At 47.9% G+C, this 14475-nt stretch carries 20 protein-coding genes and 1 pseudogene; 6 read left to right on the top strand and 15 right to left on the bottom strand.

Annotation, left to right across the window (positions count from 1 at the left end; translation table 11 throughout):
• The first annotated feature begins 218 nt into the window (after positions 1–218).
• A complete protein-coding gene (locus B2899_RS09200; protein WP_286885241.1) occupies positions 219–374 on the top strand; it encodes a hypothetical protein in 156 nt (51 codons plus the stop codon).
• A 91-nt stretch (positions 375–465) separates the two neighbouring features.
• On the opposite strand, the gene B2899_RS09195 is transcribed toward B2899_RS09200, so the two are convergent.
• From B2899_RS09195 to B2899_RS09185, 3 genes are all read right to left on the bottom strand, one after another.
• Entirely contained in the window at positions 466–1569 is a 1104-nt protein-coding gene (locus B2899_RS09195) for a site-2 protease family protein (RefSeq protein WP_286885239.1), read from the bottom strand.
• Between the two features lie 70 nt (positions 1570–1639).
• A complete protein-coding gene (locus B2899_RS09190; RefSeq protein ID WP_146808443.1) occupies positions 1640–1951 on the bottom strand; it encodes an AzlD domain-containing protein in 312 nt (103 codons plus the stop codon).
• On the bottom strand, positions 1948–2709 hold the full coding sequence (locus tag B2899_RS09185) for an AzlC family ABC transporter permease (protein ID WP_286885237.1): 762 nt from the start codon (positions 2707–2709) through the stop codon (positions 1948–1950). The genes B2899_RS09190 and B2899_RS09185 overlap by 4 nt, the downstream gene beginning before the upstream one ends.
• Before the next feature lie 78 nt (positions 2710–2787).
• Between B2899_RS09185 and B2899_RS09180 the strand changes: the two genes are divergently transcribed.
• On the top strand, positions 2788–3342 hold the full coding sequence (locus tag B2899_RS09180; RefSeq protein WP_286885236.1) for a helix-turn-helix domain-containing protein: 555 nt from the start codon (positions 2788–2790) through the stop codon (positions 3340–3342).
• A gap of 62 nt (positions 3343–3404) precedes the next feature.
• Here B2899_RS09180 and B2899_RS09175 read toward each other — a convergent pair whose 3' ends face one another.
• The 4 genes from B2899_RS09175 to fabG form a co-directional block, all read right to left on the bottom strand.
• A complete protein-coding gene (locus B2899_RS09175; RefSeq protein ID WP_146808446.1) occupies positions 3405–3755 on the bottom strand; it encodes a hypothetical protein in 351 nt (116 codons plus the stop codon).
• A 45-nt stretch (positions 3756–3800) separates the two neighbouring features.
• A complete protein-coding gene (locus B2899_RS09170; protein ID WP_146808447.1) occupies positions 3801–4019 on the bottom strand; it encodes a DUF1540 domain-containing protein in 219 nt (72 codons plus the stop codon).
• A 127-nt stretch (positions 4020–4146) separates the two neighbouring features.
• Complete coding sequence (locus B2899_RS09165) at positions 4147–5361, bottom strand: M20 metallopeptidase family protein (protein ID WP_286885234.1); 1215 nt, start codon at positions 5359–5361, stop codon at positions 4147–4149.
• Positions 5362–5431: 70 nt separating this feature from the next.
• Complete coding sequence (gene fabG, locus B2899_RS09160; protein ID WP_146808448.1) at positions 5432–6172, bottom strand: 3-oxoacyl-ACP reductase FabG; 741 nt, start codon at positions 6170–6172, stop codon at positions 5432–5434.
• A 156-nt stretch (positions 6173–6328) separates the two neighbouring features.
• Between fabG and B2899_RS09155 the strand changes: the two genes are divergently transcribed.
• Complete coding sequence (locus B2899_RS09155; protein ID WP_286885232.1) at positions 6329–7117, top strand: SDR family oxidoreductase; 789 nt, start codon at positions 6329–6331, stop codon at positions 7115–7117.
• Between the two features lie 85 nt (positions 7118–7202).
• On the top strand, positions 7203–7400 hold the full coding sequence (locus tag B2899_RS09150) for a DUF378 domain-containing protein (RefSeq protein ID WP_146808450.1): 198 nt from the start codon (positions 7203–7205) through the stop codon (positions 7398–7400).
• 176 nt (positions 7401–7576) lie between these two features.
• On the opposite strand, the gene B2899_RS09145 is transcribed toward B2899_RS09150, so the two are convergent.
• Positions 7577–7843 (bottom strand): hypothetical protein, encoded by a 267-nt coding sequence (locus B2899_RS09145; RefSeq protein ID WP_218029525.1) that lies wholly within the window; start codon positions 7841–7843, stop codon positions 7577–7579.
• A gap of 37 nt (positions 7844–7880) precedes the next feature.
• Positions 7881–8249: a DUF2500 domain-containing protein gene (locus B2899_RS09140; protein ID WP_146808451.1), complete on the bottom strand. Its 369-nt coding sequence runs from the start codon at positions 8247–8249 to the stop codon at positions 7881–7883.
• A gap of 337 nt (positions 8250–8586) precedes the next feature.
• Here B2899_RS09140 and B2899_RS09135 point away from each other — a divergent pair, with 337 nt between their 5' ends.
• Together B2899_RS09135 and B2899_RS09130 are read left to right on the top strand one after the other, a co-directional pair.
• Positions 8587–8820 (top strand): AbrB/MazE/SpoVT family DNA-binding domain-containing protein, encoded by a 234-nt coding sequence (locus B2899_RS09135; protein ID WP_170230128.1) that lies wholly within the window; start codon positions 8587–8589, stop codon positions 8818–8820.
• 12 nt (positions 8821–8832) lie between these two features.
• A complete protein-coding gene (locus B2899_RS09130; protein WP_170230129.1) occupies positions 8833–9000 on the top strand; it encodes a hypothetical protein in 168 nt (55 codons plus the stop codon).
• Positions 9001–9062: 62 nt separating this feature from the next.
• Here B2899_RS09130 and B2899_RS09125 read toward each other — a convergent pair whose 3' ends face one another.
• The 6 genes and pseudogenes from B2899_RS09125 to B2899_RS09100 all read right to left on the bottom strand — a co-directional run bounded on the left by B2899_RS09125 (position 9063) and on the right by B2899_RS09100 (position 14391).
• Entirely contained in the window at positions 9063–9377 is a 315-nt protein-coding gene (locus tag B2899_RS09125; RefSeq protein ID WP_146808453.1) for a ferredoxin family protein, read from the bottom strand.
• Positions 9359–10654, bottom strand: a complete 1296-nt coding sequence (locus tag B2899_RS09120; protein ID WP_286885225.1) for an FAD-dependent oxidoreductase — start codon at positions 10652–10654, stop codon at positions 9359–9361. The genes B2899_RS09125 and B2899_RS09120 overlap by 19 nt, the downstream gene beginning before the upstream one ends.
• The gene (locus B2899_RS09115; RefSeq protein WP_246147200.1) at positions 10647–11636 is read right to left on the bottom strand and encodes an electron transfer flavoprotein subunit alpha/FixB family protein; all 990 of its coding nucleotides are present in this window, start codon (positions 11634–11636) and stop codon (positions 10647–10649) included. The genes B2899_RS09120 and B2899_RS09115 overlap by 8 nt, the downstream gene beginning before the upstream one ends.
• A gap of 201 nt (positions 11637–11837) precedes the next feature.
• Positions 11838–11981, bottom strand: a pseudogene (locus B2899_RS09110) (DUF362 domain-containing protein); the annotation flags it as partial.
• Position 11982: 1 nt separating this feature from the next.
• The gene (locus B2899_RS09105; RefSeq protein ID WP_146808456.1) at positions 11983–12807 is read right to left on the bottom strand and encodes an electron transfer flavoprotein subunit beta/FixA family protein; all 825 of its coding nucleotides are present in this window, start codon (positions 12805–12807) and stop codon (positions 11983–11985) included.
• 354 nt (positions 12808–13161) lie between these two features.
• Positions 13162–14391: an aminopeptidase gene (locus tag B2899_RS09100; RefSeq protein ID WP_146808457.1), complete on the bottom strand. Its 1230-nt coding sequence runs from the start codon at positions 14389–14391 to the stop codon at positions 13162–13164.
• Positions 14392–14475: the final 84 nt, after the last annotated feature.

Below are 14475 nucleotides of genomic sequence, written 5' to 3'. Positions count from 1 at the left end.
TGGTGGTTTTCTGTGAAAATCGTAATGAAACTTTCTAAAATTTCTATCAATGTGGAAGCGATTACATTTGAAAACCCTATTTACAAATAAAACAAGGCCTGTTATTATAGTTTTCAATAAATTAAGAATACGTAGACTTATTAGGCAACCTTTAGAGAGAAATCAGGAACTAAGGTCGAGTATTTTTTTCAGAATATTATAATAATAAGGGAGAGATTATGATGACAGTGATGGTAGAGGTAGAAAAACTTCAAAAAATGGAAGCGGAAATCGCACGACTGCAACGCGAACTACGTGCCCTTCAGTCTGAACCGACACAAGGTTTCGAGCGTCTGGATACGGATGTTTTCCTTACTGAAGTGTATAACGGTTAATACGTGCGGATTGTTAAAGAAAGAAAACATACGGAAAGATACCGGCCGACACTCCCAGAAACCTAAGAGTGTCGGCTTTTTGCGTTCCCTCTTACCCGGCAAGCGGAACCTGAGGAATTTGAACCGACGTATACACCATTAGTAATCCTAACGCAACCGCGAGACCGAAATATGCGAGGCCGTACACCCAGCGGGTACGAGGCGATACTTCATAATACTTGTCATCCCGTATCAGGCCCTGTTCCTGCTCATACGGGTCCACTTTCATCTCTACGGACATCTTCACCTGATCGCCCGCTATTTCCGTACGAACAAGCTGCACATCACGCACAAGGCCGTTTGAATATGTAAATGTTTTTGTCTCTTCCAGGCCTGGATAGCTTATCGTTACTATATCTTCTCTCTTCATCATATCCCCAACATGCGTGAACGGCAGTGAGCGCCGATGCTCTTCGGCAGGAATGAACAGCCCTTTCTCGTCGAAGAGCTGCACTGGAATCCAAAGAAAAATGTGTTCCGTATGCAGACGGGAACCCGCTGCATTTTTCTTCTTTTTACGTACATACTTGCTGTACAGCTCCCAGGCAAACAATCCCCAGAAGATAAGGAAAATAATAGCCTTCAGATATAGAATGACCACAAGGCCGCCAATCAGCCCGACCACCCAGAGCCAGCGGGAAATCGCGGTAACAATCCGTCCCCCGTCCAGCGGATGAATAGGAAGCAGATTGATCAAATTCAGGAAAAAGCCAATCATAGCAACCGCATACAGCACAGGATGACCTGTTGCCATACCGAGCAGAAGCGCTGCTACAGCCCCGAGCGTACCGACGAGCGGCCCTCCTAATGCAACATACGCTTCCGTCTCCGCATCTTTCGGCTGCTTCTTCATAGTAATAAGCGCACCTAAAAACGGGATGAATGCCGGAGTGGATACGGGCAGATTTTTGCGTTTCGCCGCCCATACATGCCCCATCTCATGGATGAACAGCATAATGACAAGCCCTAATGCAAACGTCCACGGATAGATTAACATATATGCCCAGACCGACAATGCCATCGTCCAGATGGTAGTGCCGAACTTTCCCATTTTCAATATAGGAAGCAAAAATTTCAGTTTGCTGCCGAAGAGAGCAAGAAATCCAAGCAGACCTCCCGCCGCACCCCAGCCGCGTTTCTTCTTTCTCTCAGCCAACAGTAGCTGCCTCCTTATTTATAATCCACCTTCTCTTATGCTTATACGGAAAAATCGTTGGGAAGTTTCACTATCCTATGGTTTGCCACAATAACACGATAATAATTCCGGCCATTACCACAATCATAACATTCAACCGAAACCAGGCTAATGCAACACACACCAGTCCGCCTACAGCCGCCGCCATCGTATTTGCTTCACCGGCCGAAGATAGAATTCCCGGAAAAATCAGCGCGCCGAGTGCAGCAGCCGGTATAAATTGAAAGAAACGATGCAGGAACGGCGGCAACTGAACGTTCTGCAGTACCACCATGGGAAGCATACGCGGAATGTAGGTCACCACACCCATTCCTATAATCAACAGGACAAGTTCCCAATTCATGTATGTGCCTCCTCGCGTTTTTCTTCAGGGAACACCACAGCTCCTAAGGCCGCTGCCATAATGGTAGCGATAATGATGCTCCATCCGGTGGAAAGCCCGTCAAACCATGGCAACCAATGCAACATGGAATGCACGGAAACTGCAGCCAAAGCCACGACGAAAACAGCACGGGACGATCGTACAGATGGTATCAGCAAGCCGATAAACATAGCATACAGCGCAATGCCCATGCTTGCTTGTAGTGAAGGCGGGAGCCCTGTGGCAAGAAAAACACCAACCCAAGTACCTACATTCCAGGATGCGAATGCCGTCAGATTCAATCCCAGAAGAAATCCCTTTTCTAATTTCCGTTCTTTTCTCAACGCAGCGACTGTAAAAGTCTCATCTGTGATACCAAATGCAAGCAGCGCACGCCACCCGGACGTGGTTTGCCTGAGCCGCTGCGAAAGCGATGCGGTCATAAGAAAGTGACGCAAGTTCAAGATAAATGTCGTCAGCAAAATTTCTCCGTACGCTGTGCCAAGCGCCAGCAAGTTTGCCCCGACAAACTGGCTTGCTCCCGCAAAAATCAACAGCGACATTAACACGCTTATGTAATTCGGCAATCCGGATGATTTCGCCAGCAGTCCAAAGGCAATCGCAATCGGAATATAGCCTACCGCAATCGGAAGACCGGCCCGTACACCCTCTGTCCACGCGGAAGAACCCGGCGAATGGTGTTGTTCTTTTGCTGCATGATATGCCTGTTCCGATTTCATTTTCATTCCCCCCCTTTTATTGTATACTATATTCTAATATAAGTACGTTATAGCGTACAATATAGAAGGAGTGCTTTTATGGAAAAAATACATATTAAGCTTGGACAAAATTTGCAGCGTATCCGCAAGAGCCGGGGATTAAGTCTGGACAGGACAGCAGAATTAACCGGCGTCAGCAAAGCGATGCTCGGACAAATCGAACGGGGTGAATCAAATCCGACCGTAACAACCTTATGGAAAATCGCGAAAGGTCTACGCCTCTCTTTTTCGTCCCTTATCGAAGAAGAAGTGCCCAATGTTTCCATCATCTCATCGGCCGATATTCTGCCCATTACCGAAGATGAAGGAAGATATCAGGTCTATCCCCTTTTCCCGTTTAATCAGGAAACACAATTTGAGATCTATACAATCTTTATGCTTCCGGGATGTAAGCACCACTCTGAAGCACACACTGCCGGCGTTCAAGAATACATCACCGTTACTGAGGGAACATTGACACTTACCGTCCAGGGGGCAGACTATACGGTTCACGAAGGCAATGCCATCCGGTTCGCGGCGGACATGCCGCATACATATACGAATGAATCCGAAAGCCCTGTTCGCCTGCATGTCGTGATTTATTATCCGGCATAAAAAAACCGGATCGATGATCCGGTTTTTTTCACTAACGAAAAAAGGCATCTCTGCAAGAAAACCTAATAAAACAGACGCAGCAGCAGCGTGAGCAGTACCGCAACCGCGGACAGCCCCATTGCCCACCGTCCGGCCTTCGAGCCCCGCGCAGCTGCAATATACCCGACGATAAAGCCGGAGACGCCCAGCATAATCGGCATCATAAAAAAGGCGAGCAAGGCCATAACCAGTCCGAGTATGCCCAGCCCTGTTCCGCCTTCTTTCTTCCTTTCGTTCGCTTCCCTATATTCTTGCCTGCTTCGCCGTTTTTGGATTATATACCGGCGTGGCCTAGTCTGCGTATACGTATCACCTGCGAATTCTTCCCGAAACGGAAACAGAATGACATTATTGCGGCGTTTCGGTTTTTTCATGCCGATTCATCCCTCATCTCCGTAAGAATGTAGGTTGGGGTCGGGCTACGCTTTGTTTCTCGGTTTAAACGTATGGCAGCATGTTTCGCTTGAATAGGAAGCCTGTTCTTTGCGGTCCGTAGAGACGCCGATCTCTCCGATTTCTTCTTTATAATTGGTGTTTGCTTTTCGGTCAATTTCAACCATAATGACTTCCGCTGCACAGTTATTTCCCTCTGCATAGTACGTACAGTTCGCTACGCTGCATTTTACACCTTGCGGCACAAAAAATCCCCCTTTTGATTTACTCAAGAGAGGGCCGCTGCACAAGAAATCGGCCCTCCCCTGCTACATAGGGTGTGCCCTGCCGCTTGCGCTCATTCATTCATGTTTTTCCATTCGTTCTGCTCCTCTATACCTGCTGTTCCAAATACGTAAGCGCAATGCCAGCCAGCAGCTTGCTGCCGACGGGAAGCATCTTCTCGTCGATCGTAAAGCGCGGATGATGGTGGCTGTATACCGCTTCTTCATTCCGAATCCCCAGGAAGAAATACGCTCCCGGCACGTGCTGCAGGTAATAAGAAAAATCCTCTCCGGCCATACTTGGTACGGCCGGTCTTACGTTCTCTTCGCCCAGTACCATGCGACCCACCTGCTCGACGATGGCATTCATCCGTGGGTCATTGATGACGGAAGGATCTCCTTTTACATACTCAACGGTTGCTGATGCGCCGAATGACGCGCAAACTCCATGCGCAAGACGTTCGAGAAGCTGCGGAATTTCCTTCTGTACATCGGGGTGAAAATAGCGAACCGTTCCCTGCAGTTGTGCCGTATCAGGAATAATGTTATACGTATCACCGGCCTGTATCTGTCCTACGCTTATTACAACGGGATACAACGGGTCCAATGAACGGCTGACTATCGTCTGCAGCTGTGTGACCAGGTGAGAGGCGATGACGATTGGATCGACAGTTAAGTGCGGCATGGAACCGTGACCGCCTTTGCCATGGATTTTGATTGCAAACGAATCGGAACCGGCCATAATGGGTCCAGCGCACACCTCCAACAGACCGCTATCCACGTTCTGCCACAGGTGAAGCCCAAAGATAGCATCCACATCTTCCAGCACTCCGGCCTTCACCAGTTCGGAAGCCCCGCCTGGCACAACTTCTTCGGCATGCTGGAAAATCAGCTTAATACGCCCGGCAAAAGGCACGGCCCCTTCTGTCAGCGCTCGTGCCGCTCCCAGCAAGATCGCCGTATGGCCGTCGTGGCCGCACGCATGCATTACACCCGGATTTTTTGATGCAAACGGCAGGCCCGTCTCTTCCTGAATCGGCAGCGCATCGATATCGGCACGCAGTGCGACCGTTTTCCCTGACTGTCCGCCTTCAATGTAAGCAATAACATCTTTTCCTGTATATGAATGAGGGGATAACCCCATATTTTTCAACTGTTCACGAATATATTGCACGGTTTTTGATTCCTGATGCGACAATTCCGGATACTGATGGAGGTAGCGCCGCACGTCCACCGTCCATACCGCATGCGCATCCACAATCTGATTCACCTGAGCTTGCCTGGCTGCATATATCTCCATGCTGTCCGCCAGCTTGCTGTCCATATAAAATCCCCTCCACCTTATGTTTATTATATTAATAGTAGAAGATGGAGAGAATTTTGAAAAGGAAAAATTACAGGACAAGCCCGCCGTCTACTGACAGCACGGCTCCATTAATGTAGGAGGCATGCGGAGAAGCGAGAAATACATACGCGCGTGCAATGTCTTCCGGCTCGCCCAACCGCTGTACAGGTACTTTCTGACGCATCATTTCCAGAATTTTTTCCGGTACGGCATCCGTCATGGGCGTACGGATGAAACCGGGGGCTACCGCATTGACCGTAATGCCTTTGCCTCCCAGCTCCTTCGCCCACGTCTTCGTTAGGCCGATGACACCCGCTTTCGTAGCCGCATAATTCGTCTGTCCGATATTTCCGTATAGACCGATAACTGAAGAAGTATTTATAATACGGCCATATCCGTTCTCGATCATAAGCGGGATCGCGGCTTTTGTACACAAGTAAACACCAGTCAGATTAATGGCAATGACTTGGTCCCATTTCTCTTTCGTCATTTTATGCAGCATGCCATCGCGTGTAATACCAGCATTATTAATCAACACATCAAGCCGACCCGTTCTTTGCCTAACTTGTTCCATCAGTGCCTGTACCGAAGCTTCATCTCCTACATTCACCTGGATACACTCGGCACTTCCACCTGCTTCTTTCAATTCCGTGGCCGCGTGCTCCCCCTGCTCTTCATTCACATCGGCAATGATAACCCGGGCTCCCCGCTCGCAAAACAGCTGTGCCGCTCTTCTCCCCAGACCGCTCGCTCCTCCGGTAATCAACACTACCTGCTTTTCAAACTCCATCCGTACCCCTCCCCTAAAAATACTTTTCTATAGTCTATTCGTCTATGTGCGGAATGTTACACATATTGTCAAACGTCCGGTACTGGATTTTTTCACTTAGCGACAAGCAGGAACCGGGCACACGATGTCAAATCTAATGGAGCAGGAGGTGGAAGAATGACAACCATACAGAATAGCATTATTGTCATAACCGGCGCTTCAAGCGGCATTGGCCTGTCTACCGCTCTGCTTGCGGCTCGGCAGGGGGCTACGCCTGTATTGCTGGCACGCTCTAAAGAGGCCCTGCACGCACTTGCACAGAAGATACGGCATGAAGCGCCGGAAGTCGGCTTTTATACATGTGACGTAACAAACATATCGCAGATCACAACAGTTGTTAAAGAAATTATCGAACGCTACGGTCGAATTGATGTCTGGATTAATAATGCGGGCTACGGTGCGTTCTCTTTATTTACAGAAACAGCACTGGAAGAAATCGAAGGAATGATGGATGTCAATTATTTCGGTGTCGTGCGCTGTACCAAGGTAGTACTGCCGCATATGCTGGAGCGGAGAAGCGGACATATTGTCAATGTTGCTTCGGTGGCCGGTAAGCTGGCTACACCAAAGTCCAGCGGATACTCGGCCAGCAAGTTCGCTGTCATCGGGTTTACGCAAAGCCTGCGTCAAGAGCTGCATGGCAGCGGGGTATCCATCTCAGCGGTAAATCCGGGACCTGTCCAAACGCCGTTTTTCGACCGTGCCGACCCGAGCGGGGGCTACCGGCGTAGCATTGAGAAGTTCATGGTTACACCAGAAGCGGTGGCACGTACAATTCTTCGCACAATTCACACACACGAAGCAGAAGCCATCATTCCGCGATATATGCGTGCCGGTGTTGTATTGTCGCACCTGTTTCCCCGCTTCTTTGAACGGGTTATCGCACCGCTGGTAAACAAAAAGTAACGAACTTTCCTGGATATTTTCTCTGATTATCTGTATCGAAAATGGACATAATGAAAATATAGGTTTAGAAAGGAGATGAACAAATATGGATCGCTTAGCTCTTATTCTTGTTATCATCGGAGCCATCAACTGGTTGCTGGTCGGGTTGTTCCAGTGGGATCTTGTAGCCGCGCTGTTCAACGGCGAAGGCTCATTCCTAAGCCGTATCGTATACTCTTTGGTGGGTCTTGCGGGACTGTACTGCATCAGCCTTCTGTTCCGCGAACGCCGTACAGCCTCTTAAATTTATGATTTAGCCGAGAACGCTCGTGACTTCAGTCATGAGAGGTTCAAACAGGGAATCTCAACGTAAAAAGCACCGATCTGTCGGTGCTTTTTACTATTCTGACTGGTTGTCCGTGAAATGTCAAAGCCAGCAATGTAAGCAATGGCCCTTTTATGTTCATAGCGGGCTTTTTATTATTTATAGATTCTTTTTACATCTTTCACAAACCACTCGATTCTACCGCAGCATTCACATGTAAGCGTGTGCGCTGTCCTGTTTACAAAGTCAAGCTTCAAAAATGTAAGAAACGCTGTATTTAACTGTGCGCCTCCTGTAATGAACTTATCATGCTTGCAGTGCGGACATACGACTTTAATGCCTTGTGCCTCATACTCTCCCGGTCCGATGGATTGCTTGACGTTTTTGGCTAGCATTTTCATAAATCGTTTGCTGTTGGACAATTCTCTCCCCCTCTTTTCTTACCATACAATTGTTCTTTTATTCACGGCCATTCCTTTCAAAACTAAGATAGCGTGTTCCTTGAAAGGTAAGTCTTCCTTTATCTTTTTCCGCTAACAAGCCATATTCCTTACCGGATATGCGAAATTCCATTCTATCTCCGCTCTCAACCTCAAACGTTGCGTAATAAGTTGTTTGGTTATGATGATGCATGCCATTATTATGATTATGTATGTGGTGTGAGGTATGGCTCCTTTTGGAAACAACGCAGGCATCAACAATTAATACCGGCTGTTTGTTGTTATTGATCCACTCACCAATGCCTTTGATAATACTTATAGAAATGAATACTAAAATCAATGCAAAGAATACGGGAAAAATTGCACTCATGAAATCGAACATGAACATAAAAACCCACTCCTCGCTTTCGTCTCCCTTCACCCTCTTGTAAATATTATACATGTGATTTAAAGGAATTTGTTGAGTCTATTCCTCTTAGCTATCTCGTATAAGTTCATTATTTTTTAATACAGGTTTTATCACCATTATACTCAGCTTTCCACACATCAAATATCTGCTTGTCTGTTATAAAGATAATTTTAAGAAAATCCATGAACCATTATTAAAACTAGACATTACAGAACTAATTCAGTAAGAAAACTTTACATCCCAAGTACATAATAATTCCAAACAAAATGTATGATAAAATAAAAATATGTAAGACAAAGAAGCGGAGGTAATGAAGATGTCTAACACATTGCGAACAGAGAGTGAAATAAAGCAAAGATATCAGACAACAATTCCTAAAGAAATTCGAGATAAAGCTAAGCTTGATATAGGAGACGAATTAATATGGAAGTATGATGAAATCCGAGATGAGATCATTGTTATACGGAAGCCTAAAAGATTTTCTGATGCATTGTGGGGGTTTAGGAAAAGAAATGTGGAAAAAAGAGAGTACAGACGAGTATGTTCGTAAGGAGCGCGAGTCATGGGAATGAAAGAAGTGTTATTAAATAGCACACGATTAGCGTTAGATACAAGCCTTTTTATTTACGCCTTTGAACAACATCCTCAGTATGGAGAAAATGTAGAAAAAGGCGAAGGCCTTTTTCTTCCTTGGATCTCATTTCTTCTTTCTCTCCTTCTTTCTTCGTGATTTTCACAGAAAAAAGAGAAGCCCTCTATAATAAGAGCGCTTCCCTCTTTGATCTTACTTACCTACGCCAATCTGAACACGATGCCGTGTCCGCCCTTCGGATACTCCCACTTGATGTTCTGGTACGGGCAGCCGATGCGACAGCTGCCGCACTCATGACATCCCTCATAACCGACCGCCATCCGCATGCCTTCCCATTTATACACCTCAGCCGGACAGAAAATGGTACAGAGCTTATCAGGACAGTTTGTGGCACAGATGTCGTGGTCCAACACATGCAGATGTGACTGCGTATCCGCCCGAAATCTCACCAGATACTGCTTCTCTTCAATGTTGTTCGTACGGGGTACGAGACTCATTATTTCATCACCTTCCATGCGCGATAAATGTCTTGCACCATAGCCAGTTTACTTTTACCTTCCATCAAACTCTTGAAAATATGCTTCTGTTTCTCCCTCTTCGGCACTCCGTCCACCGTGAAGAACTTGCTCGCCGCCTGATTAATCATCGGGATATACTCTTTAAAATACTGCGGATACGACTCAAATGTATGGGTCGCGTCTTTGTATTTTTTCAGATCCTGACCGACAAAGCTGTCAAGCAAGCGCTTACGGTACGTATCCAGCATGTTCTCTGAAAAATCGTTCGCTTCTTTGGCGAGAATAATCGTCTCTGCAGCCAGTCTCCCTGACGTCATCGCCATATTGCTGCCTTCACGATGAATGCTATTAACCATCTGACCCGCGTCACCGACGACCACGACCCCGTTCCCTACAATCTTCGGCATCGAGTGGAAGCCGCCTTCCGGAATCAAGTGTGCCGCATACTCCATCGATTCGCCGCCGCGAATCAACGGGCGCACGATTGGATGGCTCTTCAGATAATCCAGTAGATCGTACGGGCGCAGCTTATGCTTAATCATGCCCGACAGCGTGGCGCCAACACCGATATTAATGCTTTCTTTATTTGTATAAATAAAGCCTGTGCCGAGAATACCTTTGGTAGCATCGCCGAAAATCTCAATCGTAGTACCCTGGTTTGGTTCCAGATTGAAACGGTCCTCGATTTTCTCTGCCGGGAGGTTGATAACCTCCATGACGGCCAGCGCTACTTCTTCCGGCTTGAACTCCTTGTGGAAGCCAAGCGATTTGGCAAGCAGTGAATTTACCCCGTCAGCCAACACGACTACATCCGCATATACGTCTCCATCCGGACGGTCTGTACGCACACCGACAACTCGGCCGTCTTCCACAAGGCACTCGGTCACTACCGTTTCGTTAATGAGCAACGCGCCCTGCTCCACGGCCTTGTTCGCGTACCACTGGTCGAATTTGGCCCGGAGTACCGTAAAGTTGTTATATGGCTCTTTGGCCCATTCCAATCCTTTATATCCGCTTGTGAATACCGATTCTTCCCCAAGCATCCAGAATCGCTGCTCTACGACGGGACGTTCGACCGGCGCTTCCTTGTAGAAACCCGGGATCATCTCTTCCATCTGATGACGGTACAGCACGCCGCCCATTACGTTTTTGGCGCCCGGGTACTCCCCTCTCTCAATCAGCAGTACGTTTAGACCGGCTTTTGCCATAGTATATGCGGCAGACGTGCCGGCAGGCCCCGCGCCGACAACAATTGCATCAAATTTCTCAGACATGGACTGCTTCACCGCCTTTTACGACTTTTTTGAATGCTTCGATGAGCTTTGGTACCACTTCAAAGGCATCACCAACGATGCTGTAGGTGGCAACGCTGTGAATAGCTGCGTCCGGGTCTTTGTTAATCGCGATAATAAACTCGGAATTCTGCATGCCAACTATATGCTGTACCGCACCGGAAATGGCAATGGCGAAATAAATCTTCGGTGTTACCGTTACACCGGTCTGACCAATCTGATAATGGTGTTCAATCCATCCGGCCTCTACCGCATCCCGGCTTGCGCCGACACTGGCGCCCAGTACTTCGGCCAGGTCGTAGCAAAGCTGAAATCCTTTTGCATCACCCAGCCCTTTGCCACCGGCGACGATAATATGCGCTTCGTCCAATTTGACCCGGTTTCCGGTCTCACGCACAATTTCGAGTACCTTTGTCTGCAAATCATTCTCATGCATACCGAGCGGTTCGTGAATCAGCTTGCCCTGACGGCCCGGCTGCGGCTCCAGCGCCTTCATTACTTTTGAGCGAACCGTAGCCATCTGCGGACGATGGTTTTTACAGAGGATAGTAGCCATGATGTTGCCGCCGAACGCCGGGCGGCTCGCCTCAAGCAAGCGCTTCTCAGGCTCCACGTCAAGCATTGTACAGTCAGCGGTTAGACCGGTCGCAAGGTCTGTCGCCACCGCGCTCGCAAGGTCTTTCCCGTTGGTGGTCGCGCCGTACAGAATAATCTCCGGTTTGTATTTATTGCACAAGTCTACGGTGCCTTTCATATAAGTCTCGGAACGATAATCTTTCAAAATCGGATCGTCAATCATGTAGACAATGTCCGCACCATATTCGAAGCAGGTCTGAGCAAGCGGCTCAATCTGGTATCCGAGGACGAAGCCCGCAAGTGGTGTATTCAGCTTATCGGCGAGACGACGGCCTGCTCCCAGCAACTCAAGCGATACGCCGGCAATACGACCGTCCGTATGATCGATGAAGACCCAGACGCCCTCATGGTCGGCAAACGCATCCGTCCGCGCCTGCGGCTTCGATTCCGTTTTGGTTTCTACGGCAGCGGTTACTGCTTCAACCGGAACTTCCTTCTTCTCTTCCGGTTTTGCCTTCGATGCTGCCGGGGCAGGTGGTGGAGCCACTTTTGCTTTTGTCGGATTCGGCAGACTGATCGCCTCTGTCGGACAAACAGGAATACATTCCTGACACTCCTCACACTTCGCCGCATCAACTTCACACTTATCAGGACCTAAATACAGCGCACTGACCGGACAGGTATCTACGCATGTGCCGCAGGAAATACAAGCGGCGGAAATTGTAACAGCCATGTTATTTGCCCCCCTGCACAAGTAGTTCGCGTTTCTCTTTTAACAGGATATCAACCAGTTGGCTTACCTGCTGATCTATCGTTCCTGTGAGCCGTTTTCCGCCTTCTGGCTTCGGCGGACTAAACATCTTGCCAACAATTGTTGGCGATCCTTTAAGACCGAGCTGGGAACGTTCCACATCTTCTAAATCGTTAACCGTCCACACCGTCGGTTGATAGCGGGCGGCACGAATCATATTGGGCAGCGGTGAATATGGAACCTCATTAATCTCTTTCTCTACTGTCAGCAGGCAGGGCAACGACGATTCCAGTACCTCATATCCGTCTTCGAGCTTGCGGTGTACAATAATCTTTCTGTTTGCTTCATCGATCTCTACGATCTTCTTTACACCGGTAAGCGGCGGAATATTCATGCGGCGCGCAACACCCGGTCCGACTTGTCCTGTATCGCCATCAATCGCCATTTTGCCGCAGATAACAAGATCGAGCGGCTCTTCTTTCATAATGCGGTTGATTGCCCGCGACAGCGCATAGCTGGTCGCCAGCGTATCCGCGCCAGCAAACGCGCGGTCGGAAATTAAATATCCGACATCGGCGCCGATTTCCACACATTTCTTAATCGCAGCTACGGCCTGCGGCGGACCCATGGACAGAATAGATACTTTGCCGCCGTAACGTGCGCGCAGCCGTACCGCTTCTTCGACCGCGTGTGTATCATACGGATTCAGAATGGCCGGTACGCCCCGTCTGTCGAGCGTATTCGTTTTCGGATCGATCTTGATAATCTTGGTGTCCGGCACTTGCTTGACGCAAACCAGAATGTGCATAGAGAAGCCTCCTTGTGCAGAATAAATATATTGTGAAAAAAGGTACATACACAAGATGAGCCATGGTGAAAAACTAAGAAGAAAATGAAATGGTTTGAAAGCAATAAACAGAGAGCGCAAAAGACAGAATGTTCAGATTTTAAACAATATAATAATAGTATTTATTGTGGATGTAGTAGGAATATGAATGCGCGGAGCTTGTTTATATTTGTCGTGTATTATATTTTTATTCGGTGTTCCTATCCGGATTCCTGCTTCCTTTTTGTAAAAACACAAAAACACCCTGCAATTTTTTGAGAAATATGAGAAAAAGGACAATCCAACCGGATTGCCCTCTCAGCGCAACGAACGCGTCTATGCCCAATTTCCATTTCGGAATACAGGCTCTCTGGTTCCGTCCGCAAGCTCTCCGTCAATATTCATATCCGCGGAACCGATCATGAAATCGACATGGGTGATGCTTGTATTGAGTCCGTTTTGCTTAATTTCTTCCTGTGACATATTCTTTCCGCCTTCGATACAGAAAGCATAGGCGTTCCCGATCGCCAAATGATTGGAGGCGTTCTCGTCAAACAATGTGTCGTAGAAAATAATGTTGGAATTTGAAATCGGCGAATCATGAGGAACCAGCGCAATTTCTCCTAGATAGCGAGCGCCTTCGTCAGTTTCTATCAGTTGTTCAAGAATGTCCCGGCCCGTCTCCGCCTGAACATCCACAATTCGACCCTTCTCAAATGTCAGAGTAAAATTCTCAATAATATTTCCACCGTAATTGAGAGGCTTCGTGCTTCTAACCACGCCATTTACGCCCTCTTTCAGCGGAACGGTAAACACTTCTTCAGTCGGTATATTTGCTATGAAATCTACGCCCTTTTCGCTGACGGATCCGGCTCCGATCCAGATATGATTCGACGGAAGTTCAACCGTTAAATCCGTGCCAGGAGCCTGATAATGAAGATATTTATACCGTTTTCGGTTTAATTCATCGACTTTTTGGTGGATTGACGCACTGTGCTCCTCCCAGGCGCGAACAGGATCCTCCTGATCAATACGGACAGCCTTGAAAATTGCTTCCCACAGGGCATCGACCTGTTCATTCGCATTCTTATCCGGAAAAACTTTGGCCGCCCATTCTGGAGAGGGAACGGCGACAATGGACCAACTTACTTTATCGGCCGTAACGTACCGACGGAACGCCTCCATCCCCTTTCCCGACGCTTTGGTCGCTGCAGCAATTCGCTTCGGATCTACTCCTTTCAGCAATTCCGGATTGGATGAGCGAATGTGCAAAAAGCAAGCTCCTTCCTCCGCCATTTCTTCGTATCCTTTTCCTTTCCATAACGGAAACTCGTCAAATGCTTCATCCGGTGCCAAGTCATACTTGATTCTTGTGCTGACTTCGTCGTTCCATTCGATATGTACGTTTTTGGCACCGGCTTCGTATGCTTTTTTGACTACCCTCCGGGCAAAATCTGCCGCGCTAATGGGCGTATTCAACACCATCGTCTGTCCCGGCTGAACGTTAACACCCACTTTTACCGCCAATTCCGCATACTTATCTAATTTCTGCTCAAATGCTGACATAAAAACACCTCTTTTTTCTGTGAAAATCGTGAGAAAAGAAGGAGAGAAAGAGGAAAGGAGAGCCAGGGAAGAAAAAGGCGTTCG

It is taken from the genome of Aneurinibacillus sp. UBA3580 (assembly GCF_002375825.1).
GTDB classification, from domain to species: Bacteria; Bacillota; Bacilli; order Aneurinibacillales; family Aneurinibacillaceae; genus Aneurinibacillus; species Aneurinibacillus danicus.
This window is presented reverse-complemented; position numbering and strand designations above follow the sequence as displayed.